Source organism: Microbacterium sp. NPDC058062 (assembly GCF_042885375.1).
In the GTDB taxonomy this organism is placed as follows: Bacteria; Actinomycetota; Actinomycetes; order Actinomycetales; family Microbacteriaceae; genus Microbacterium; species Microbacterium trichothecenolyticum_C.
Genome location: NZ_JBHVSC010000003.1, coordinates 805,940 through 828,729, shown reverse-complemented (window position 1 = coordinate 828,729; position 22,790 = coordinate 805,940). Strand labels below are relative to the sequence as shown.

Sequence of the window (22,790 nt, the reverse complement as noted above, 5' to 3'; positions counted from 1 at the left end):
CGTCTGCGTCGTCGGCTGTGATCAGGTTCCGCGGGTCACCAGATGACGTGGCCGCCATCGATGAGGAGGTCGATTCCGGTGATGTAGGACGCGGCGCTGCTGAGCAGGAACGCGACCGGCCCCGCGATGTCATCGGGTTGCGCGTTGCGCCCGAGTGGCGTGTCGGCCGCGTACCCGGCCATGGCGTCCGCCTGCTCAGGGCGCTCGGTCATCGGCGTGACGGTGTAGCCCGGGCTGACGGAGTTGACCCGGATCCCGTGTGGCGCCCATTCCCAGGCCAGGCTCCGGCCGAGGTGGACGACGCCTGCCTTCGCCGTGTTGTAGTGCGCCTGATGCAGCCCTCGGTTGGCGATGGTCGCCGACATCGAGGCGATGTTGACGATCGCGCCGCCGCCGTTGCGCATCATCGCCCGCCCCTCGGCCTGCGCCGACAGGAAGACACCCGTCAGGTCGATGTCGATCACACGCTGCCATTGCCCTGGAGTCATCTCCTCCGCAGGAGCCGCGCCCGCGATGCCGGCGGCGTTGACGGCCAGGGCAAGCGGACCCAGCTCGTGCTCCACGATGAAAACCGCGCTGTCGAGCTGGTCGGCATCGGTGACGTCAGCGGTCGCGGCGAGGGCGAGACCTCCGATCGAGCGGATGCTGTCCGCCGTCTCGATCGCGCCGGCGGCCGTGACGTCGATGCACCCCACTGCAGCACCCGACCGCGAGAGCTCGAGGGCGATGGCCCGGCCGATTCCGCTTCCCGCACCCGTGACGAAGGCGACGGCGCCGTTGAAGCCGAAATTGATGGATGACGTCACTGATGTTCCTCGCAGATCTGCGCGTTCGTCGTCTTCATGCCGCCTCCTGATCGCATCCGCAGCTTCGTCGGACGACGAGCATGTTCTCGAGCGCGCGGTGGATGACCTCGGCGGGGCTGTCGATGAGGTGGGCGACCGCCTGTGCACCCATCTCGGTGATGGGCTGCGCGATCGAGCTGAGTGGCGGGACGGCGAACGCGCCGGCTGTCGTTCCGTCGATCGCGACCACGGCGACATCCCCGGGAACCGCGATCCCCTCCCGGTCCAGGCCGCGCAACAGGCCCAGGGCCTGAATGTCCGAAGACACCAGGACGGCGGTGGGTGCGGGCGTCTGTGCGGCGACGGCCCGCGCGGCAGAGAAGCCCCCTGCGAAGCTGAACGCGGCGCGCTCCGCCACCGACGGGTCGAGCTGCGCTTCGTCGAGCGCGCGCCGCCAGCCGTCCTGCCGTGCGTCGGAGACTCCGGCATCAGGACCGCCGACGAACGCTATGACGCGATGCCCGTGTTCGATGAGGTGCTGGGTTCCGACGTAGGCTCCGCGCTCATTGTCCGCGCGGATCGTCGAGATGGGGGCTTCATCGGGCGATCGGTCCAATGCGACGACGGGGATGGCGAGGTCGGTGAGGTCCGTCAGATCTTGATCGGCCGTCGCCGAGACGAGGATGAGGCCGTCGATCCGACGCTCGGCGAGGGACGCGATGTAGGTGCGCTCGCGTTCGATGTCGTCAGCGCTGTTGCAGACCATGACGGCGTAGCCCCGCGTGTAGGCGGCGTCCTCGATCGATCGGGCGAGTTCGGCGAAGAAGGGGTTCGACGCGTCGGGAAGGACGAGTCCAAGGGTGTTCGTACGGCCCATCCGCAGCGACCGCGCCAGACCATCGGGACGATAGCCGAGCGACTCGACCGCTTCGAGCACGCGGCGGCGCGAGGCATCCGATACCGGGCGGGGCCCGTCGTTCAGCACGTACGACACCACAGCGGCAGAGACCCCCGCCGCGCGCGCGACATCGTTCCTGGTGACGGCCACGTGAATCCTTTCGCTGAGGGGCGGGGTGTCCCCACCCCGCCCCTCGTGCTCGGTGCTGCCGTCAGGCGCGACGCAGCGTCTTGGCGAGCGTCTCGGCGGTCGGCGCGAACGGGTGCGTCTCGACGTCGAACTTCGACTGGGTCGACTCGTTGCGCGGGATGCCGAGCGCGTCGAACAGATAGCCGCGTGCGATCTTGTCCTGCTCGGACTCCTGGATGGCGTACTTCAGCACGCCGTCGATGATGTCCTCCGGCACGACGATCGCGCCGTCGCCGTCGGCGACGATCAGATCGCCGGGGTTGATGATCTGGCCGCCGATCTCGACGGGCATGCTGTGCCCGCCCCACTCGACGCGGCCCTGGTACATCGGCTGGACGACCCAGCGCGACCAGATCGGAAGGTGCTTCGACTCCAGCGTCTCGTCGGTGTCGCGGGCGCCGCCGTTGGTGAGGCACCCCTTCGCGCCGAGGGCGGCCCAGATCATCGAGTCCATCGATCCCACGGCCGGCGTCTGCGTGTTGCAGGTGTCGACCACGAGGAACGTGGTGTCGTCGATCAGGTCGGCCATATCGTTGGCGAACACCTTGCCGTACCAGTACTCGTACGCGTACTCGGTGTACTGCTCGGGGGTCATCGTCGGCACGACCTGCTGCGTCGGGATGTGACGCATGGTGTGCGCGAAACCCGCCGCCTTCGTGCGCCACAGCGGACGGATCTCGGGCGAGACCGTGCCGAAGTGGTGACGTCCCATCCAGTCCATCCCGTCACGGATGTCCGTCACCCGAAGGTTCTTGACGATCTCGAGGACTTCCTTCTTCCGCTCAGCGGAGAGAGCCATGGTGTGTAACCTTTCGTTGTTGTTGATGGCCTGCGCCAGGCGGCGCGGGTCGTGCGCAGGAGCTAGCGGGCTCCTTCGTGCCGGCCGCCCACGAGGCTCTGCGCCTCGCGGGTGGCCGCTTCCATGTCGGCGAGCTGCGCGACGCGCCGCCGGAAGTCTGGGTCGGTGCTGAACTCGGCCTCGAGGTAGGCCGTGATGACGTCCTCGGCGATCCTGCGGCCAACGATCCACGCGCCGAGGCACGCCACATTGACGTCGTCGTGCTCGACGCCCTGCCGGGCGACATACGTGTCGTGGATCACCGCGGCACGTATTCCGGGCACTTTGTTGGCCGCGATCGCCGCGCCGACCCCCGTGCCGCAGACGAGGATCCCCCGCTCGGCTTCGCCGGACGCGACGAGCGCGGTCACGCGCTGCGTCATCACCGGGAAGTCGACGGGATCGTCGTTGAGGGTGCCGACATCGATCACCTCGTGCCCGATCGATTCGAGGAAGCCCTTCACATGCGGCTTCAGCAGGAAGCCGGCGTGGTCGTTGGAGAGTGCGATGCGCATGTCAGCCCTTCAATCCGGAGGTGGCGATGCCTTCGACGAGCAGTCGCTGGAAGGCGATGAAGATCCCGAGCACGGGCAGCAGCGAGACGATGCTCATCGCGAACAGGGCGCCGAAGGCGGAGTAGGAGGTGGCGTCGATGAATGACCTCAGCGCCAGCGGCACCGTGTACAGCTCGGTGTCGGTGAGGTAGATCAGCGGTGTGAAGAAGTCATTCCAGCTGTAGATGAAGGTGAAGATCGCCGTCGTCGCGAGCGCCGGCTTGGACAGCGGGAGGATCACCCGGAAGAAGATCCCGAAATGTCCGCAGCCGTCGATACGGGCCGCTTCGTCGAGCTCGCGAGGGATGGCGCGGAAGAACTGCACCAGGAGGAAGATGAAGAACGCGTCGGTGGCGAGGATCTTCGGGACGACGAACGGCAGGTACGTGTTGATCCAGTCGAACTCGCGGAACAGGATGTACTGCGGGATCAGGATCACGTGGTGCGGCAGCATCAGCGTGGCGAGCATGACCGCGAACCAGACCTTCTTGAACTTGAAGTCGATCCTGGCGAAGGCGTAGGCCGTGAGCGAGCACGCGATGAGGTTCGCCAGCACGCACAGTCCCGACACCAGCAGCGAGTTGAAGATGAACCGCCAGAACGGCGTCCCTGCAACCCCGGCGAATCCCTGTTCGTAACCCTCGAGCGTGAAGTACTGGCCGGGCCAGATGCCGGGATCGTTGATCTGTGAGTCGTCGCGGAAAGACGCTCCCAGCATCCACAGCAGCGGGTAGAACATCACGGATGCCATCGCGATGAGCATGAGGTGGCGGTAGAACTGCCGCTTGCCGAGGGGACGGGGACGCTCACCGCGGCGCCCGCGCTTGTGGAGCGGCGGGACGACGACCGCTTCCGTTTCGGTGATCGTGGTCATGTCACTCGTCTCCGTAGTAGACGACGCGGCGGCTGAGCGTGAACAGCAGCACGGCGACGGCACCGCTGATGATCAGCAGCACCCAGCCGAGCGCCGACGCGTAGCCCATGTCGAAGTCGACGAAGCCGCGCTGGTAGAGGTACAGCGTGTAGAAGAGGGTCGAGTCCGCCGGCCCACCGGTGCCGTTCGAGACGACATACGCCGAGTTGAAAGCCTGGAACGCCGCGACGACGTTCATCAGGACGTTGAAGAAGATCACCGGGCTGAGCATCGGCAGAGTGATCGAGCGGAACTGCCGCCACGCGCCGGCCCCGTCGATCTGGGCCGCCTCGTACAGTTCGGTCGGGATGTTCTTCAGTCCGGCGAGGTAGATGATCATGGCCGCGCCGAACTGCCAGATGTTCAGGACGATGAGTGTGCTCAGCGCGGTGGAAGGCGTCCCGATCCAGGAGTAGCTCGTGTCGATGCCGACGACGGAGAGCAGGTTGTTGAGCAGGCCGTCGCTCTCGAAGATGAACCGCCAGAGGATCGCGATCGCCACGCTTCCGCCGATGAGCGACGGGACGTAGAACACCGCTCGATAGACCGGCAGGGCACGGATGCCCCGGTTGAGGACCGTCGCAAGAAAGAGGGCGAACACCTGGACCAGCGGAACGGAGACCAGAAGGTAGATGAACGTGACGCGCAGCGCCGCCCAGAACCGCGGATCGGACGTGAACATCCGCACGTAGTTCTCTGTCCCGATCCATTCGGCGTCCCCGATCACCGCGTAGTCGGTGAACGAGAGGTAGAGCGAGACGACGACCGGGCCGCCGATGATGAACACGAACCCCAGCAACCACGGCGTCATGAACGCGTAGCCTGCGAGATTCTCGCGCCGCCGGCGCGCCCGGCCGCTGCGTACAGCAGTCGGCACGGGGGCGACCGGGCGCTCGATGGTGGTGGTCATGGTCGGAGTCAGTTCAGTGCGTCTTCAGCCGAGGCGAAGAAGGCGTCGACGGCGGCGTCGACGGTCATCTCACCGAACGCGACCGACTGGTACAGGCGCAGCAGCTCGTTGCTGATGGTGTTGAGTCCTGCCGGGTACCGCGAGGTGGTGAGATCGCCGGCTTCGGTGAGGCCGCGAAGGATCGTGACGTTCTGCTTGACGCCATCGGGCGTCGCGTCGTCCTCGAGCAGCGCATCCTGCGCGTCGGTGTTGGTGAGGATGCCGTTGTCGGACTGGAAGGCGAGCGCCGCGTCCACGTCATTCGCGAAGAAGTCGATCCACGCTCCAGCCGTCGGCACGTTGTCGCAGGACTCCGGGATGGAGATGCCGTTGGAGCCGAGGATGTTCGCGGACTGGTCCTCGTCTTCGCTCGGGATCGAGACCTGTTCGATGTTCGAGGGCTTGCCCGCACCGGCGAGCGCCTGCTCGGTGATGTAGATGTGTGGGATGTCGCGGGTGCCGGCGACGGCGGCGCCGGTCGCCATCGGGGTGAGCTCGAGCGCGCCGTTCTGCTCGGGGATCGACGACGGGGGCAGGATCACGCCGGCGTCGGCGAGGTCGAGCCAGTACTGCAGGTAGTCGGCGAGCATCTCCTTGTCGAAGCCGAGCTCGTTGTCCTCGGTGAAGACCTCTCCCCCGTGGCCGATCACCCAGGAGGAGAAGGTGAACATGAGCCCGCCTTCGTTCTCCGCGGCATAGACGCCGGCAGGGAGCTTGGGCTGCAGCTGCTCGAGCCACGCCGCGTAGTCCTCCCATGTCATGTCGTCGTTCGGCTTCTCGAGGCCTGCTTCCGCGACCATGTCGGCGTTGTAAGCGAGCAGGCGGACGAAGGTGCCGGTGGGAATCATGAACTGCTCGCCGCCGATCTGACCCGCCTCGAGCACATCATCGGGAATCCCGCTGACGTCGATCTGACCCGACTCGATGAGATCGTCGAGCGAGCGCAGCACACCGTTGTCGGCATACTGTGCGAAGAACGTGCTCTGCGTCCCTGTGGCACACGGCAGGTCGTTGCCGGCGGCACGGACGGTGAGACGCTCGATGTAGGCGTAGTAGTCGGCCACTTCAGTCTTGATCGACGCTTCGGGGTACGCCTCCTTGAAGAGATCGCCGACAGCGTCGACCTTCTCCGCTCTGGCGGGCGTTCCCCAGAATCCGTACGCGATCGTGCCTTCGACGGCGCCCGAGGCGTCAGACGAACCACTGCCGCCGCCGCAGGCCGACAAGGCGACGGCTCCCGCAGCGAGCGCGGCGACCGCGGTCGTCATTCGGATGGACTTCTTCGACATGTGGTGCTCCTCTTCGTTGAGATGCGATCGTTCGTTCTGGTGTTGATCGCGGGGGTGGTTGGTCAGGCGATCGCCTCTGCGGCGGCGCGGTCCGGTTGCGACTGGGCGCCAGGGCTGGAGACGGACGCGGCTGCGGCGGTTGATGCAGCCGCCATCGCGGCGACGATGTCCTCGCGCCGCGCCAGCGAGGCGGCGAGCGTTCCGACGTAGACGTCGCCGGCTCCCGTCGTGTCGACGACGTCTCGCACGATGACCGCGTCGACCGCGGCGACTCGGCCGCGCGTGGAGGCGAAGACCGAGCCGCGCTCGCCGAGCGTCACGACGCAGGCGCAGCCGGTGGCCGTGACGACGGCAGTGGCCAGGTCGTCCGCGGCCGGGGCCGCGCCGACGAGCGATCGCGCCTCGGACTCGTTGACGACGAGGAGGCTGATGTCGGAAAAGGTGGTGCGCTCGAGTTCCGCGTAGGGGGCGAGGTTGACCACGACGGTCGCCTGCCTGCGGGCGGCGCCGCGGATGATCTGCTCGACGCGTGGGATGGGGATCTCGCACTGGACGACGACGATGTCGTTCCGTGCGATGTCATCGAGTGCAGCGTCCACCGTCGTGGCAGCGAGGTCGGCATTCGCGCCGGGCGCCACGATGATCTCGTTGCTGCCGTGGGCATCGACGAGGACGATCGCGACGCCCGTGGCTTCATCGGCGGAGCGGGCAGTCGAACTCGTGTCGATGCCGTGCGCGGCGAAGTTGGCGAGCACGTCGTCCCCCGGCTGATCAGAACCGATCGAGCCGACGAATGCGACCAGTCCGCCCGCACGGGCGGCGGCCACCGCCTGGTTCGCACCCTTACCGCCCAGGCCCAGGGAGTATGCGCCTGACAGCACCGTTTCGCCGGACCGGGGAAACTCCTCGACCACCAGCACGTGGTCGTGGTTCGCCGAACCGAATACGAACACCCGGCCGGTGTTCACAGCGCCGTCGCTCATGTTCTGTCTCCGTTGATCTACTCGTGTAGATAAGGAATCTACACGAGTAGATTGATTTTGCAAGGGGCAATTGGGGGAAACCTGCTCGCGAGGTCGGGTGGCGGTCGCGTCATAGGATCGCCGCATGGTCACGCGCAACGACGTCGCTCGCGCCGCCGGGGTGTCCACGGCGGTCGTCTCGTACGTGCTCAACGACGGGCCCCGCCCGGTTTCGACAGCTGCACGCGCGCGAGTGCTGGCCGCCATCGAGGAACTGGGCTACCGGCCGGACAGCGTCGCCCGCTCCATGCGCACCCGCACGACCAACTCGATAGGGTTTGTGCTCCCCGAGATCAGGCTCGAGTACTTCTCCGTGATGACACAGCGGATCACCGAGATCGCGCGTGCGCGCGGCCTCAGCGTCATCGTGGCCACGTCGAACGGAGATGTCGACGTCGAGCGCGAGCACCTCACCGACCTCGCCGGCAGACGGGTCGACGGAGTCATCCTGATGAGCGTCGACCCCGCGCAGGACTTGACCTGGGCTGCCGACCTGGCAATGCCGATCCTGCTCGTCGACCGGCCGATCGTCGCCGTCGAAGGTACGGCAGCCGCGACCGAGCACCTCATCGCATCCGGCCGCCGTCGCATCGCTCGCCTGAGCGCTGACGCGGAGGGTCAGATGACTCGCCGGAGAGACCGGGGCTGGGAGCGCGTCCTCCGTGAACGCGGCATCGCTCCTGCCGATGCAACGCTTCTGCGTGTGGACGGGTCCGAGTCCGCGGGCTACGAGACTGCGCGCGACCTTTTGACCAGCCCTCGCCGCCCTGACGGAGTGGTCATCGATTCGCCCCTGCATGCGGCAGCTTTCCTCCGTGCGGCCGCGGACCTCGACGTCCGTGTACCCTCCGAGATCGCGGTGGTGGCAATCGAGTTCGGTCGGGCGGCGGAGTACACCGTCCCCCGCCTCACGTCGGTCGACTCACCGTTGGATCAGATCGCCGAACGCGCCGTCGACGCGATCACGTCGGCATCCCGGGACGATCGCGTGCTCACGCTCGACGGGACGGAATTCACCCTCACTCCTCGCGAATCCTCGGCCTCCCCCCGGACGTAGGCGTCGTCCACACCGCGCGTAGACAGCCCACCCCGCCGGGGCCACGATGGTGCCATGTTCCGGGGGTTGGTCGGAAGATCGTGGCTCATCGTCGCGGTCGCCTCGGCGCTCGTCCTGTCGGGATGCACGCCAGACCCGACAGCTGAGAAGCGGGCGGCGAGCACGGAGATCTTCGAGGCGGTGGTTCCCGACGATACGCCGGGGTGTTCCGCCGCTGTCTCGATCGACGGGGACATCGTGTGGGCGGAGGCGCGGGGGGTGGCGAACCGCGAGACCGGCGAGCAGCTGAAGACGTCGACAGCGATCCACATCGCCTCCGTCGGGAAGCAGTTCACTGCCATGGCCGTCCTCATGCTTGCCGAGCAGGGCCTGTTGTCGTTGGATGATTCGCCCGCGGATCACCTGGACGGGATGCCGCCGTGGGTCGAGGATCTGACTGTCAACGACCTCATCCACCACACCTCGGGGATCGCAGAATTCCTCAGGTTGCCGTCGAGCAACTTCGGGGCACCCCCTTTGAACAACGACGACATCCTCGAGTTCGTGCGAACGAGCCCGATCGCTCAGTCGGGCACGCCCGGCGACTTCTCCTACTCGAACACGAACTACACGCTGCTCGCAGACATCGTCACCGAGGTCACCGGCGTCGAGTTCGCGGACTGGATGCAGGCCGAGGTGTTCGGGCCGCTGGACCTGGAGGCGAGGATCGGGCCGCCGATGCCATCCGACCCGGTCGGCTATGAAGCTGTCGGGGAGGACTTCATGGTCGCTGAGCCGTTCGCGTGGGAGGTCGTCGGACCGGGATTCGTCACGATGACAGCTTCGGAACTCGCGCGCTGGGGCGACCAGCTTCGGGTGCCGTCGCTCGTGAGCGCCAAGACGCTCGACGACGCTCTGGCTGATGGCGCACCTGTCGACGAGGGGTGGACCTATGGTCCCGGCCTGCTGGTCGCCGAGGACGGCACCTTGGGCCACGATGGAGCCGGGGCCGGCGACGAAACGAGCTTCGCGGTAAGTCCCGACCGGCACACCACGATCGCCATCTCGTGCAATCACGACGGGCTGCACCTTCCGACCGTCATGAACGACCTCGCGGCAGTGTGGGTCGGCTAGCCCGTACCGATCAGCAGGAGAGACACATGGATGAGCAGGACAAGCCGAGCAGCCAGGTCGGCTGGATCGGGATGCTCGTGTTCGCGGCCGGCTTCGTCGGTCTGGGTGTGTGGGGCTGGGCTACCGGCCAGGTCGCGTGGGGCGTCGGATCCGTCCTCTTCGGGCTGGTGTGGGGTTTCGCCGCCCTGAGAGCGCGAGCCAAGGCGAAGTCGGAGGGCTAGCTGCCGGACAAGCCTGTCCGGTGCGGCTCTACGATGGAGCGACGGTCGACGACGACCGGCGAGGACGGAGCTTGCATGGACATCTCGGCAGTGAACCCGGCACTGCGCACCGCGACGGAGAAGGCACCCGCGGTGAACATCGAGAACGGCGCGACGCGCTGGCTCGCCGCCACCGCGTCCTCCCTCATCCCCGGCAAGCGCGTCGACGGGGTCGAGCGCCGCACGCTCCGCCACGACGGCGTCAAGCTGCGGGTCTACACCCCCGCACAGCCTTCCGGAGCAGGCCTGCTGTGGATCCACGGCGGCGGGCTCGTGCTGGGATCGGCCGCGATGGACGACGTGCACTGTGGTGAGACCGCACGCGACACCGGCGTGACGATCGTCTCGGTCGACTACCGCCTCGCGCCGAGGCATCCGTCCCCGCAGCGATCGACGACTGCTTCACCGGGTGGCGGTGGCTGCGCGCCGACGCGGAGGCACTCGGCCTCGACCGCGAGCGCCTCGCGATCGGCGGGCAGAGCGCGGGTGGCGGGCTCGCCGCCAGCCTGGTCCAGCGCGCGATCGACGCGGGCGACCCGGTCGCGGCGCAGTGGCTGTTCTGCCCGATGCTCGATGACCGGACCGCCGCGGACCGCGGCCATGACGCTGCCGATCACTTCATCTGGAGCAACCGCTCGAACCGCGTCGGCTGGTCGTCGTATCTCGGTTCGGCCGTCGGCGCCGAGTCGCTGCCGCCCTACGCGGCGCCGGCACGCCGCGAAGATCTCCGGGGCATGCCGCCCACGTGGATGTACACCTCCGACATCGAGCTGTTCCATGACGAGGACGTCGACTACGCGAACCGGCTCCGGGAGGCGGGCACGGACGTCACGCTCGAGGTGGTCGACGGCGCGCCGCACGGATTCGAGGCGTGGGCGCCCGGCCACCCGATGGCGCGCCGGCTCTTCGCCACCGCCCGGGACTGGCTCGGGGAGCGCCTCGCGCCCTGATCATCTCCGGCCGATCCCCCGCCGATCGTCAGTCGTGTAACGCATGTTACATTTGCACGCGTGACGGATCTGCACCTTCGGCGAGGGGCTCTGGCGCCGCTGTATCTCGCCGGGTTCACGACCGCGTTCGGCGCCCATGGCGTGGCCAGCGTCCTGGGGGCCGAGTCCGAAGACATCGGCCTCTCCCTCCTCGGGCTCGGAGCGGTGCTGGCCCTGTACGACGTCGCCGAGGTGTTCCTCAAGCCGATCTTCGGTGCGCTGAGCGACAGGATCGGCACGAAACCGGTCATCGTCGGCGGCCTCCTGGCCTTCGTGGCTGCGTCGCTGCTCGCTCTCATCAGCCCCGCCCCGCTCGTTCTGGCCTTGGCCCGGCTGGGGCAGGGCGCCGCCGCAGCCGCCTTCTCCCCGGCATCCTCCGCCGCCGTCGCGCGGCTGGCGGGCAAGGAGCGGCTCGGCAAGTACTTCGGCCGCTACGGCGCGTGGAAGAGCCTCGGGTACGTGCTGGGTCCGCTCATCGGCGTCGCTCTGGTCTACGCGCTCGGCATCCAGGCCCTCTACATCGCGCTCGGCGCCCTGGCCGCCGGTGCCGCAGCCTGGGTATTGCTCGCCATGCCCGCGCTCCCGGTCATGCCGCGGCCCCGCTACACGATCCTCGATCTCGTCCGGCAGACCACCGAGCGCAGCTTCCTCGTGCCCACCCTCGTGCTGGCCACCAGCACGGCCGTTCTCGGCGTGGCGGTCGGATTCCTGCCGCTTCTCGCGACGCAGCTCGGCCTGCACCCCCTGACCGGAGCGGCCGCGGTAGCCGTACTCGCCCTCGTCTCGACGGTCGCCCAGCCCGTGATCGGACGACTGCGGGACACCGGACGCCTCACCACCCGTCTCGGCACGACGGCCGGCCTCGCGATCGCGGCCGCGGCGACGGTGCCCCTCGCGCTCGCCCCCTCGATCGCGACGCTGTTCACGGCCGCCGTCGCATACGGCCTGATGGTGGGAACCGTCACGCCGCTCGCCTTCGCACACCTCGCCGCGGCCACGCCGGAGGAGCGCATGGGACGGACGATGGGCAACGCGGAGCTCGGTCGAGAGCTCGGCGACGCCGGCGGCCCCCTCCTCGTCGGTGCGGTGGCCACCGCGTGGACGCTCCCTGCCGCGCTCCTCGTCCTCGCCGGCGTCACCGTCGGCGCCGGCACGATCGGCTGGACGACCCTCGGCGCACGAGCGAAGGACGCCGACACGGCGTGACCGTGGTGGGGACTCGCCGCCGCGGTCGCCCGGCGGCGTATCGGTTGGTCACCGGCGCCCGGGATAATGCGGTGCATGACGGTGCGGGTGTGCCGTCATGAAGGGAGCTGACGGTGATGGATGGCGTGCCGGTCGAAGGTCTGCGGGAGTACATCGAGCATCTGCGTCAGGAGGGCTACTCGGTGCGCGACGGGCACACCGCGGATCCGGATCTGATCGACCCGCACGGGAACCCGGTCTACACCTGGCAGGAGGGCTACCCGTACGGCGACCTGATGGACCGCGACGCGTACGAGTTCGAGAAGTACCGGCTGCAGATCGAGCTGCTCAAGTTCCAGTACTGGCTGGAAGACAACGGCCGGCGGGCGATCATCCTGTTCGAAGGACGGGATGCCGCGGGTAAGGGCGGCACCATCAAGCGGTTCACCGAGCACCTCAACCCCCGCACCGCGCGGGTCGTCGCACTCAGCAAGCCGACCGAGCGGGAACTCGGGCAGTGGTACTTCCAGCGCTACATCGAACACCTGCCGACGGCGGGCGAGATCGTGATGTTCGACCGCTCCTGGTACAACCGGGCGGGGGTGGAACGTGTGATGGGCTTCTGCACCGACGAGGAGTACCAGCAGTTCATGACGCAGGCGCCTCAATTCGAGCGGATGCTGGTGGACTCCGGCATCCACGTCACCAAGTTCTGGTTCTCGGTGTCGCGCACCGAGCAGCGCACCCGGTTCGCGATCCGTCAGCTCGACCCGGTGCGGCGCTGGAAGCTGTCGCCGATGGACCTGGCATCGCTGGACCGCTGGGAGGACTACACCCGCGCGAAGGAGGAGATGTTCCGTCGCACCGACAAGAAGCACGGCCCCTGGATCATCGTTCGCTCCAACGACAAGAAGCGCGCCCGCCTGAACGCGATGCGCTTCTTCCTCCGCCAGTTCGATTACGACGGACGCGACGACAAGGTCATCGGCACGCCCGACCCGCGCCTGGTGATGCGCGGCATCCGCGAGACCGCCGACGAGTAGCGAAGAGCGGCGCAAGAGAAGTTGCCGTCGGGGCATCCGTCGCCCAAGCTGTTGCGATGAGCGCTGCGCTGGACGATGGCCCGTTCTTCCATGGCACGAAAGCCGACCTGCGGATCGGTGATCTCCTGACCGCGGGCTTCCGCTCGAATTATCGGCCGGAGATCGTCATGAATCACGTCTACTTCACCGCGCTGCCCGACGGCGCCGGTCTGGCTGCCGAACTCGCACCCGGTGGCGGCGCGCCCCGCGTCTATGTCGTCGAGCCCACCGGCGAGTTCGAGAACGATCCGAACGTCACCGACAAGAAGTTCCCCGGCAACCCCACCCGCTCGTACCGCAGCGCCTCACCGTTGAAGGTCGTCGGCGAGACCGACGACTGGACCCGCCAGACCCCCGAAGCTCTCCGAGCATGGCGCGACCGGCTCGCAGCGCTCGCCGCGGATGAGCGCGGCGAGATCATCAACTGACGCGACGGAACACCCGCACGCCGGACGCCCGCGCGACGACCCCTGTTGACCGCCTTCGAAGGTGGGTCCAGGATGGGGACCGTTCGGCGCCGTGAGGGGAAATCGCGCCGACCTCGCCGGGGGTCTCCTCGGTCGGATACGTCAGCTACAAGGGAGTAGAGATGTTCCGTAAGGCTGCTGTCGCCACTGTGTCGGCTCTCGTTCTGACCGGGCTGGTTGCCACTCCGAGTTACGCGAGTCCACCGACGCCGAGCGGCGACGACCGACTCGCGGTGTATTCGGGCACCGTCGATGCCGATGGCCTCGCCGCCATCGTCGACCTCGGCGTCGACCGCAGCGAGCTCGTCATGACGCCGAGTGCGGACGGATCCGGGCTCGTCGACGTGCAGGTCATCCTGAGCGGCGGCCAGGTCGATGCCCTCGCCGCCGGGGGCACCGATCTGCAGGTTCAGGCCGACCCGTCGCGTCAGCGCCGGTCGCTCCAGCAGACCGACGGCGTCTTCCGGATGTACAGCGGCGACGGCGGCATCCTCGACGAGCTCATGGCGCAAGCTGCCGCGCACCCCAAGATCGCCGAGTTCCGTGTCATCGGCGAGACCGCTCAGGGCCGGGAGATCGGCGCCGTGCGCGTGACCAAGAACGTGGCGAAGACCAAGGACGGCAAGAAGCCGACCACGGTGTACGTCGCCGCCCAGCACGCCCGCGAGTGGATCACCCCCGAGATGGTGCGCCGGCTGCTCGACCTCTATCTGAGCCAGTACGGCACCGACGACCGCATCACCGATCTGGTGGACGACACCGAGCTGTGGTTCGTCCCCGTCGCGAACCCGGATGGCTACGACTTCACGTTCGAGGACGGCCAGCGGCTGTGGCGCAAGAACCTCCGCGACAACGACGGGAACGGTGAGATCACGGTCGGCGACGGTGTCGATCTGAACCGCAACTCGGCGACGCGGTGGGGCTACGACAACGAGGGCTCCTCGCCGAACCCTGCGAGCGACACCTACCGCGGGCCCTCGCCGGCATCCGAGCCCGAGACGCAGGCGCTCGACGGACTGTTCGCCGACATCACGCCGCAGTTCATGATCAACTACCACTCCGCCGCCGAGCTTCTGCTGCACGGCATCGGCTGGCAGGTGGCGACGCCCTCGCCGGACGACGTGATCTACGAGGCCATGGTGGGCGACGACGAGAACCCCGCGGTCCCCGGCTACGACCCCGACATCTCGGCGGAGCTCTACACGACCAACGGCGACCTCGACTCGCACATGCAGGAGGCGCACGGGACGCTGGGCTTCACCCCGGAGATGTCGACGTGCGAGGCGGCGGTGAACTCCGTCCCCGACGACGACTGGACCGAGGACGATTGCCAGTTCCTGGGCTTCGACTTCCCCGACGACGAGGCCCTCATCCAGGCGGAGTTCGAGAAGAACATCCCCTTCGCGCTGGCCGTGGCCGAGTCGGCGAGCGACCCCGACGACCCCGTCTCCGTCGTGGGCCGCGACGCGGAGGACTTCCGTGTCGACTCGTTCACGGTGTCGTACGGCGACCCGCAGACCGTGGCGGTCTGGGCGAAGAAGGCGCTGAAGGCCAAGAAGATGACGTACTCGATCAACGGCGGAAGGCCCCAGAAGGTGGACGTCACCGAGTGGGCCGGCGGCGAGCGCTACGGGTCAGAGAACGTGGACTACTACGCCGAGTACCGCGGCGTCGTGACGGGCGCGAAACCGGGCGACAGCGTCGAGGTGTGGTTCACCGGCACGGCCACGGGCAAGGACATCCCGAAGGGCCAGCAGGGGGCGGGCCCCCGCGAGAGCGAGCACTTCACGTACACGGTCGCGCAAGACACCGGAAACTCCGTCCTGATCGTCGCGAACGAGGACTACACCGGCGTGAACCCGACCTACCCGGCGGGCACGAATGCGCCGAAGTACGTCGGCGAGTACGTCGATGCCCTCGTCGCCAACGGCGTCACCCCCGACGTGTGGGATGTCGACGCGCAGGGCGTCCCCCACGACCTCGGCGTGCTCGGTCACTACGACGCGGTGCTCTGGTACCTCGGCGACAACAGGCTGACCCAGGATCCCGAGGACGAGCTCACGCAGTACGGGTCCGCGCAGCTTCCCGACCTCTCGGTCGCCGAACGGCAGCAGTACCTGACCATCGCCATGCGGGACTATCTCAACGAGGGCGGCAAGGTCGCCTACACCGGTGAGACCACGGCCTACTACGGCATCGGCGCGAGCATGTTCGGCGGCATCTACTACGGCCTGGACGGCCACCCCGATCAGGACTGCGTGGTCACCGTCGATCCGTTCGCGGACTGCCTGCTGCTGGCCGACGACTTCACCCAGTACTGGATGGGTGCGTACGATCGCGCGCCGCTGGCGGCCGAGGGCGTAGCGGGCACCGCTGAGCCGCTCGACGGCTTCCAGGCTCTCTTCGGCGGACCGGCCACCGTCGACAATCCGATCGACGAGGTCGGCGCCTTCACTCCGACCAGCGAACGGCTGCCGGTGGCCGACTTCCCGCAGTTCGAGAGCTGGGCGGCGGCGGACTACACCGATGTGACGGGCAGGCTCGTCGCGGTCGAGGGCGCCCTGGCAGCCGCGGCGACGCACGTCGACGACAGCTACCAGCGATTGGGTCGGACCTTCGACCTCACCGGCGTGACCGCCGCCGACGCGCCGAGGTTCGAGGCGCAGATCGCCTACGACACCGAAGAAGGCTACGACAACGTGATCGTGGAGGTGCACACTGTCGGTTCGGATGACTGGACGACCCTCCCCGACCTCAACGGCAACACCTCCGCCGACGTCCCGACGGAGTGCGAAGCGGGCTTCTACATGGGCGAGCACGCGCAGCTCGAGCACTACCTCACGCTCGGCGACCCCTGCCTGCCGACGGGCACGACGGGCCAGTGGAACTCCTTCACCGGCACGTCGGGCGGCTGGATTCCCGTGGCGTTCGATCTCAGCGCGTACGCGGGCAAGAACATCGAGGTGGTCGTGAGCTACGTCACCGACCCGTCCACCGGTGGTGCGGGCCTCATCGTCGACGACACCAGGCTCGTCGTCGGGGGAGCGCCGACGCAGGCCGAGGGCTTCGAAGCGGGCTTCGGCGCCTGGTCGGTGCTCGGTGCGCCCGACGGGAGCCCCGCGAACGCGAGCGACTTCGAGATCGCGGACGGCCTCGGCGACGTCGTCGCGGTCACGGCGACGCCCGACACCCTGCTGTTCGGCTTCGGCCTCGAGCAGCTCGAGTCGGATGCCGCTCGTGCCGACGTCGTCGCGCGGATGCTGGCGCACTTCGCCGGATAGTCGCCGGGTGACGGATGCTGCGCCCCGGGGTTCGCCCTTCGCCGCAGCATCCGTCACCATACGCAGAAAGCCGCGCCGCCCCTGAGGGGACGGCGCGGCCTCTGGTGCGAGAAGGTGTCAGAGCGTCGCGGCGAACGGATCGAAGTCCGCGGGCACCGACGGCACGGGGGCGACGGTGGTGCCGATCTCGATGGCCTGGCCGGACTCGACGGACTGCTCTGCGGAGAGCATGACGTCGAGCACGTGGAGTCCGAGCTGGCCGCTGGCGACGTGCGGGCGGTCCTCGGCGATGGCGCGCACCATGTCGAGGAGGCCGAGGCCGCGCCCGACGACGGCACCCTGCTGCGGGACGTCGATCCACTCCTGCTCGAACTTCGCACCGTCGCGCAGCACGCCGAGCGGCTTCACGTAGGCGATGCGGCCCTCGAACTGGTTGGGGTCGGGCAGCACGATCGTGCCTTCGGTGCCGTGCACCTCGAAGACGCCGTGGCGCTCGAGTGCCGAGTCGAAGCTCAGCAGGCTCTGCGCCTGCTGACCCGCCTCGAACACCGTCGTCAGCTGCACCGTCGTCGGCACCTCCACGGTGAAGTTGGTGCCGGCGATGGGGCCGAGGTGGACCGTGCGCTCGTCGCGCGCACGCAGGCCCGCCGCGAACACGCGGGCCACCGGTCCGAGGAGGCTCACCAGACCGCTGATGTAGTACGGGCCCATGTCCAGCAGCGGACCTGCGCCCGTGCTGAAGAGGAACGCGGGATCCGGATGCCACAGGTCGGGGCCCTGCGTCTGGAACGCGGTCTGCGCGAACAGCGGCTCGCCGATCACGCCCTCCGCGATCGCGCGCTTGGCCGTCTGGAAGCCCGGTCCGAGGATCGTGTCGGGCGCCGAGCCGACGCGCAGCCCGGCGGCGTCCGCGGCCGCCAGGATGCGGGAGACGTCGGCGAGGTCGAGTCCGACCGGCTTCTCGGTCCACACGTGCTTGCCGGCGTTGATCGCGGCCTCGGAGACCTCGACGTGCGCCGCAGGGATCGTGAGGTTCACCACGACCTGGACGTCCGGGTGGTCGAGCACCGCAGAGGCATCGCCGTGGACCGGCACGCCGTACTCTTCGGCCTTGCTCTGCGCACGATCGGGCAGGAGGTCGCCGACGGCCAGGACCTCGACGTCCGGGAAGGACGTGAGGTTCTTGAGATACGTGTCGCTGATGACGCCGGCGCCGATGATGCCGACTCCGACGCGGGTCATCGGACGAAGCCGCCGTCCTGCAGGAACGCGTAGGACGCCGCGATGTCGGCGAACACGTCGCCCGGAGCGTTGTCGTACTCGATGACCGCGTACTTCACCGACGGGGCGGCGTTCAGCGCGTCGGACAGCGCGACGACGCCCTCGCCGGGGTGGGTCTGCTGCAGGCTCTTCGAGGTGAAGGCCGGCGCATCGGGAGCGAACGGGTTGCTGGCGGGAACCAGTCCGTCCTTGATGTGGAGCGCGACGAGGCGGTCGCCGATGGTGCGGGTCAGCGCCGTGACGTCCTGTCCGCCGACGGCGGCCCAGTACAGGTCGAGCTCGATGGCGACGCGGTCGTCGGTCAGCTCGAGGAAGCGCTCGAAGGCGGTCTGGCCGTCGAACGAGGCGAGGAACTCCTGCGCGTGGTTGTGGTAGCCGACCGTGAGACCGAACCCGGCCGCGATGTCGACGAGGTCGTTCAGGCGGCGAGCGGTGTCAGCGACGCCTTCCTCGGTCAGCCAGCGGTCGGTCGGCACCATCGGGTCGATGACCGTGGTGGCGCCGATCGTCGCGGCGGCCTCGAAGACGACCTCCGGAGCGGGCGTGGGGATCGAGCCGTCGGGAGTCCACAGCTCGTCCGAGAGCAGCGGGGCGTGACCGGTCGGCGACGCGAGGCCGGCCGCGTCCAGTGCCGCGCGGATCTCCTGCGGGCGACGGACGAAGTCGAAGGCCTCGACGTTCTTCAGACCGATCGCGGCGAGCTTGTCCAGCGAGCCGGACATGTCGGCGGAGAAGGCGGCGGCCAGGGTGTAGAGCTGCACCGAGCTCTCGGGTCGAGTCACTTCGGACCCCTTTCGTACATCTTCGTGCGGATCGGCTGAACCGTGCCAAGGCAGATTAGCATAAAACCTCCACGTGGAGGTTTTGACTTCGCTTGTCGACCAGCCGGCGGAGGACGATGGACTCATGCCGGCCGCCCACCGTCCCGGACTTCGCATCAACGCGCGGGTCACCATCCCGGAGTCCGAGTTGTCCTGGCGGTTCTCGCGTTCCTCGGGCCCGGGCGGGCAAGGCGTGAACACCGCCGACTCCCGTGCGGAACTCGTCTGGGATGCGGCAGCATCAGCCGCCCTCTCCCCTGTTCAGCGAGAGCGCCTCCTCGCGCATCTGCACGGCCGCTTGGTGGGCGGAGTATTGACGGTCGCGGCATCCGAGCACCGCGAGCAATTGCGCAACCGAGATGCCGCACGCGCGCGGCTGGCCGCCGTCGTCGGCGACGCCCTGCGGCCGCCACCGCCGGCGCGACGACCCACCACACCCAGTCGTGGAGCCACGGAGCGACGTCTGAAGGCGAAGAAGCAGCGAACCGACGTCAAGCGGCTCCGTCGACCACCCGAGGACTGACCACTGAGGCGGTGCTTCTCCCGCAGTGGCCTCAGTCGCGCGACGTCGCGTTCACGCTGCCGGAGCGTTCCTGTCCGCTCAGGCGCGCGATCGCGGCCATCATGCGCTCGGTCATCTCGCGACGAGCCTTGCCGTCCGGCACGCCCTCGAGGTCCGCGAGGTCGAGCGGCTCTCCGAAGCGCACCTCCAGGCGCGGCCTCCCCGGCAGCAGGTGGCTGAGCGGCTTGACACTGCCGGTCCCGATCAGTCCGACGGGCACGACCGCGGCACCTGTGTCGCGGGCCATCCACGCCGCGCCACCGTGGCCCTCGTGCAGCTTCCCGTCGCGGGAGCGGGTCCCCTCGGGGAACACCGCGAACACGCTCCCGGCCCGGAGGATGCTGCTGCCCGCGTCGAGCGCGGCGCGGGCATCGCGACCGGTCGCGCGGTACACCGGAACACCGCCGATCGAGGTGAAGAACCGGCGCTTGACGCGGCCGAGCACCCCGGAGCCCGTGAAGTACGACGACTTGATGAGGAACTGCACCGGGCGGGCCGCGGATGTGGGGATGATGACCGTGTCGAGCGACGCGAGGTGGTTGCTCGCCAGCAGCACCGGCCCATGCTCAGGCACGTTCGCACGGCCGACGATGCGCGGACGGTACATCAACCAGAACAGCGGCCGCAGGACCACCCGCCCGAGAAAGTAGATGGCGCCGGGTCGCGGTGCAGGGCCGGGGTTCGGAGGTACAGGCGCTGTCACCTCGCCACCCTATCCGGCATCGTCGGGTGCGATCCGCATGCGGGAGAGGGTGACCGTCAGTGCCTCCCGCCGCGCACCACATCGGTCTGGTCGAGCAGCTCGGTGAGGTGCTCGGGCATGAAGCTCGACACCGGCCTCCGCGGTGGCCCCGAACCCGACGCGATCACCCTCGAGACCTTCGGCCGCGTCATTCCGGAGGCGTAGGAGACCTGGAGGCAGGCTGGCCCGAATGCGGCGCGCCGGCAACCGGTCCGTCAACTAGATGGTGAGGAAGTCAGCCACTCCGGTGAGAGCGTCGGGTTGGAGTCGGTAGTACGCCCAGGTGCCTCGCTTGGAGCGGGACAAGAAGCCGGCCTCGGTGAGGATCTTCAGGTGATGCGACACGGTCGGCTGTGAGAGGCCGACGGGTTCGATGAGGTCGCACACACACGCCTCCTGGCCCTCGGACGACGCCACGATCGACAGCAGCCGGAGCCGAGCGGGGTCCGCGAGAGCTTTCAAGGTGATCGCGAGGTGCTCGGCATCCTGCTGCCCGATGGGCTCCTTCACCAGCGGCGCGCAGCACAGCTCGCCGGTGGGCGCGGTGATGTCGGTGACCTCGAGCATCGTGACCATACATCGACATTAGTCGATATTGACAGTCATCGATATAGCTGTTCATACTGAGCATCGACGTTCATCAATATCCTGCGTTGGAGGCTCATCGTGACGCTGCTCGACCTCACACCCCGCACGGTCGTGACCGACCGGTTGGCGACGCTGCCGGTGGTGATCGTCGGGGCCGGCCCGATCGGGCTTGCGGCCGCGGCGAACCTGGCGGAGCGGGGCATCGACTTCATCGTCCTCGAGGCCGGGGAGCAGGCCGCCGCGTCCATCCGACTCTGGGGTCACACTCGACTGTTCTCGCCGTGGCGTCACTTGATCGACCCGGCTTCGCGTCGGCTTCTCGAGTCTGCCGGGTGGACGGTGCCTACCGACGAGAGACGTGCGCCGACGGGGCAGGAACTCGTCGACGACTACCTCGAACCGCTCGCTGCGCTGCCGGAGATCTGGTCGCGGATCCGGTTCGGCGCCCGGGTGGTGGCGGTGTCCCGGGAAGGCATGGACCGCACCCGCACCGCGGGCCGCGCCACGACACCGTTCCTGATCCGCGTCAGGACCGAGGAGGGTCTCGAGGAACTGACCGGGCGGGCCGTGATCGATGCGTCCGGCACGTACAGCTCGCCGAATCCGTTGAGCTCGTCCGGTCTCGACCCGCTCGGCGCCGGCGATGTGAACGGTCGCATGATCCACGCATTGCCGGATGTGCTCGGCGCGGACAGGGCTCGGTTCGCCGGTCACCACACCACAGTGGTCGGCGCCGGGCACTCCGCCGCCAACACTCTCATCGGCTTGGCGGAGCTGGCGCAGCTCGAGCCGGGCACCCGGGTGACCTGGTTGATCCGCAACGCCTCCGCCGTCCGCGTCTCCTCGTCCGCGGACGACGAACTCGCCGACCGCGCCCGGCTCGGATCACGGGTCGACCAGTTGGTCGATGCCGGGCTCATCGCGAAGATCGACTCATTCGAGATCTCCACCCTCAAGCCCCATGGCGACGGCGTCCGACTCATCGGCACTCGCCGCGGTGAAGCCGCAACCCATGACACCGACCTCGTGGTCGGCGCGACCGGGTTCCGACCCGACCTCGGTATGCTCCGCGAGGTCCGGCTGCAGCTGGACGACATCGTCGAGGCGCCGATCCGGTTGGCGCCGCTGATCGACCCGAACCTGCACTCGTGCGGCACCGTCGCCCCGCACGGGTTCGACGAGCTCCGCCACCCGGAGCCCGGATTCTTCCTGGTCGGCATGAAGTCCTACGGCCGCGCGCCGACCTTCCTGCTCGCCACCGGCTACGAGCAGGTCCGCTCCGTGGTCGCCTGGCTCGACGGCGACATGCGCGCCGCGACGGAGGTGCAACTCACGCTTCCCGCGACCGGCGTCTGCTCGACCGATCTCGGCGGCGGAAGCTCGTGCTGCTCGTGATCCAGGTCCGTGAGATGACGGCCGCGGACTGGCCGCGGGTGGAGGAGATCTTCGCCGCCGGGATCGCCGGCGGCGAAGCCACCTTCGAGACGACCACCCCGACCTGGGAGCAGTTCGACGCGGGCAAGGTCCTGGACGCCCGGCTGGTCGCCGTCGACGACACCGACACCGTGATCGGCTGGGCAGCCGCCTCCCCGGTCTCCGCACGGGCGGTCTACCGCGGCGTGATCGAGCACTCGGTCTACATCGACCCCGCGCACCACGGGAAGGGCATCGGTCGCCTCTTGCTCGACGCGTTCATCGACGCAGCCGAGAGCGCCGGGTACTGGACGATCCAGTCGAGCATCTTCCCGGAGAACACCACCAGCCTCCGGCTCCACGAACGCGCCGGATTCCGGATCGTCGGCCGACGCGAACGCATCGCCCGGTCCCAGCTCGGGCCGCACGGCGGCCAGTGGCGTGACACCGTGGTCGTCGAGCGACGCAGCGCGGTCAACGGTTTGTGAAGTCCGCGGGATCCGTTAATTCAT

Annotated in this window: 23 protein-coding genes and 1 pseudogene; 11 read left to right on the top strand and 13 right to left on the bottom strand. The window is 68.4% G+C overall.

The features are described 5' to 3' along the window. Positions 1-35: 35 nt before the first annotated feature. From ACFVSU_RS12935 to ACFVSU_RS12900, 8 genes are all read right to left on the bottom strand, one after another. Complete coding sequence (locus ACFVSU_RS12935; RefSeq protein WP_387143248.1) at positions 36-806, bottom strand: SDR family oxidoreductase; 771 nt, start codon at positions 804-806, stop codon at positions 36-38. A gap of 34 nt (positions 807-840) precedes the next feature. Further along, on the bottom strand, positions 841-1,833 hold the full coding sequence (locus ACFVSU_RS12930; RefSeq protein WP_387143245.1) for a LacI family DNA-binding transcriptional regulator: 993 nt from the start codon (positions 1,831-1,833) through the stop codon (positions 841-843). 61 nt (positions 1,834-1,894) lie between these two features. Further along, positions 1,895-2,671 (bottom strand): RraA family protein, encoded by a 777-nt coding sequence (locus ACFVSU_RS12925; protein WP_194396259.1) that lies wholly within the window; start codon positions 2,669-2,671, stop codon positions 1,895-1,897. Positions 2,672-2,733: 62 nt separating this feature from the next. Next, a complete protein-coding gene (locus tag ACFVSU_RS12920; RefSeq protein WP_387143241.1) occupies positions 2,734-3,225 on the bottom strand; it encodes an RpiB/LacA/LacB family sugar-phosphate isomerase in 492 nt (163 codons plus the stop codon). A gap of 1 nt (position 3,226) precedes the next feature. Beyond that, positions 3,227-4,138 (bottom strand): carbohydrate ABC transporter permease, encoded by a 912-nt coding sequence (locus ACFVSU_RS12915; RefSeq protein WP_194396261.1) that lies wholly within the window; start codon positions 4,136-4,138, stop codon positions 3,227-3,229. Position 4,139: 1 nt separating this feature from the next. Next, the gene (locus tag ACFVSU_RS12910) at positions 4,140-5,087 is read right to left on the bottom strand and encodes a carbohydrate ABC transporter permease (RefSeq protein WP_194396262.1); all 948 of its coding nucleotides are present in this window, start codon (positions 5,085-5,087) and stop codon (positions 4,140-4,142) included. An 8-nt stretch (positions 5,088-5,095) separates the two neighbouring features. Continuing rightward, on the bottom strand, positions 5,096-6,415 hold the full coding sequence (locus ACFVSU_RS12905) for an ABC transporter substrate-binding protein (protein WP_387143238.1): 1,320 nt from the start codon (positions 6,413-6,415) through the stop codon (positions 5,096-5,098). 62 nt (positions 6,416-6,477) lie between these two features. Beyond that, positions 6,478-7,566: a ribokinase gene (locus ACFVSU_RS12900; protein WP_387143235.1), complete on the bottom strand. Its 1,089-nt coding sequence runs from the start codon at positions 7,564-7,566 to the stop codon at positions 6,478-6,480. Between ACFVSU_RS12900 and ACFVSU_RS12895 the strand changes: the two genes are divergently transcribed. The 8 genes and pseudogenes from ACFVSU_RS12895 to ACFVSU_RS12860 all read left to right on the top strand — a co-directional run bounded on the left by ACFVSU_RS12895 (position 7,523) and on the right by ACFVSU_RS12860 (position 16,871). Next, positions 7,523-8,494: a LacI family DNA-binding transcriptional regulator gene (locus ACFVSU_RS12895; RefSeq protein ID WP_387143232.1), complete on the top strand. Its 972-nt coding sequence runs from the start codon at positions 7,523-7,525 to the stop codon at positions 8,492-8,494. The genes ACFVSU_RS12900 and ACFVSU_RS12895 overlap by 44 nt on opposite strands. Positions 8,495-8,548: 54 nt before the next feature. Next, positions 8,549-9,607 carry a serine hydrolase domain-containing protein gene (locus tag ACFVSU_RS12890; protein WP_387143229.1) on the top strand — a complete coding sequence of 353 codons (1,059 nt, stop codon included), beginning with the start codon at positions 8,549-8,551 and terminating at the stop codon, positions 9,605-9,607. A gap of 26 nt (positions 9,608-9,633) precedes the next feature. Continuing rightward, entirely contained in the window at positions 9,634-9,828 is a 195-nt protein-coding gene (locus tag ACFVSU_RS12885; RefSeq protein ID WP_387143226.1) for a hypothetical protein, read from the top strand. A 33-nt stretch (positions 9,829-9,861) separates the two neighbouring features. Next, positions 9,862-10,817: pseudogene (locus ACFVSU_RS12880) on the top strand (alpha/beta hydrolase). A 60-nt stretch (positions 10,818-10,877) separates the two neighbouring features. Then, positions 10,878-12,062: an MFS transporter gene (locus ACFVSU_RS12875; protein ID WP_387143223.1), complete on the top strand. Its 1,185-nt coding sequence runs from the start codon at positions 10,878-10,880 to the stop codon at positions 12,060-12,062. Positions 12,063-12,178: 116 nt separating this feature from the next. Continuing rightward, on the top strand, positions 12,179-13,084 hold the full coding sequence (gene ppk2, locus ACFVSU_RS12870; protein WP_310244997.1) for a polyphosphate kinase 2: 906 nt from the start codon (positions 12,179-12,181) through the stop codon (positions 13,082-13,084). A 56-nt stretch (positions 13,085-13,140) separates the two neighbouring features. Continuing rightward, entirely contained in the window at positions 13,141-13,551 is a 411-nt protein-coding gene (gene arr / locus ACFVSU_RS12865; protein ID WP_387143220.1) for an NAD(+)--rifampin ADP-ribosyltransferase, read from the top strand. Between the two features lie 272 nt (positions 13,552-13,823). Then, positions 13,824-16,871, top strand: coding sequence for a M14 family zinc carboxypeptidase (locus ACFVSU_RS12860; protein WP_387143217.1), 3,048 nt, complete (start codon positions 13,824-13,826; stop codon positions 16,869-16,871). Positions 16,872-16,988: 117 nt separating this feature from the next. Here ACFVSU_RS12860 and ACFVSU_RS12855 read toward each other — a convergent pair whose 3' ends face one another. Both ACFVSU_RS12855 and ACFVSU_RS12850 read right to left on the bottom strand, forming a co-directional pair. Then, on the bottom strand, positions 16,989-18,113 hold the full coding sequence (locus tag ACFVSU_RS12855) for a Gfo/Idh/MocA family protein (RefSeq protein ID WP_387143214.1): 1,125 nt from the start codon (positions 18,111-18,113) through the stop codon (positions 16,989-16,991). Next, positions 18,110-18,934 carry a sugar phosphate isomerase/epimerase family protein gene (locus tag ACFVSU_RS12850; protein WP_387143211.1) on the bottom strand — a complete coding sequence of 275 codons (825 nt, stop codon included), beginning with the start codon at positions 18,932-18,934 and terminating at the stop codon, positions 18,110-18,112. The genes ACFVSU_RS12855 and ACFVSU_RS12850 overlap by 4 nt, the downstream gene beginning before the upstream one ends. 124 nt (positions 18,935-19,058) lie before the next feature. Here ACFVSU_RS12850 and arfB point away from each other — a divergent pair, with 124 nt between their 5' ends. Beyond that, on the top strand, positions 19,059-19,496 hold the full coding sequence (gene arfB, locus ACFVSU_RS12845) for an alternative ribosome rescue aminoacyl-tRNA hydrolase ArfB (protein WP_387143208.1): 438 nt from the start codon (positions 19,059-19,061) through the stop codon (positions 19,494-19,496). A gap of 31 nt (positions 19,497-19,527) precedes the next feature. On the opposite strand, the gene ACFVSU_RS12840 is transcribed toward arfB, so the two are convergent. The 3 genes from ACFVSU_RS12840 to ACFVSU_RS12830 all read right to left on the bottom strand — a co-directional run bounded on the left by ACFVSU_RS12840 (position 19,528) and on the right by ACFVSU_RS12830 (position 20,853). Further along, positions 19,528-20,169, bottom strand: a complete 642-nt coding sequence (locus ACFVSU_RS12840; RefSeq protein WP_387143206.1) for a lysophospholipid acyltransferase family protein — start codon at positions 20,167-20,169, stop codon at positions 19,528-19,530. A 125-nt stretch (positions 20,170-20,294) separates the two neighbouring features. After that, positions 20,295-20,429 (bottom strand): hypothetical protein, encoded by a 135-nt coding sequence (locus ACFVSU_RS12835; protein WP_387143203.1) that lies wholly within the window; start codon positions 20,427-20,429, stop codon positions 20,295-20,297. Between the two features lie 67 nt (positions 20,430-20,496). Then, the gene (locus ACFVSU_RS12830; protein ID WP_387143200.1) at positions 20,497-20,853 is read right to left on the bottom strand and encodes a metalloregulator ArsR/SmtB family transcription factor; all 357 of its coding nucleotides are present in this window, start codon (positions 20,851-20,853) and stop codon (positions 20,497-20,499) included. A gap of 90 nt (positions 20,854-20,943) precedes the next feature. Here ACFVSU_RS12830 and ACFVSU_RS12825 point away from each other — a divergent pair, with 90 nt between their 5' ends. Then, on the top strand, positions 20,944-22,260 hold the full coding sequence (locus tag ACFVSU_RS12825) for an NAD(P)-binding domain-containing protein (protein WP_387143197.1): 1,317 nt from the start codon (positions 20,944-20,946) through the stop codon (positions 22,258-22,260). 14 nt (positions 22,261-22,274) lie between these two features. After that, a complete protein-coding gene (locus tag ACFVSU_RS12820; protein WP_387143525.1) occupies positions 22,275-22,766 on the top strand; it encodes a GNAT family N-acetyltransferase in 492 nt (163 codons plus the stop codon). The last annotated feature ends 24 nt before the right edge of the window (positions 22,767-22,790 follow it).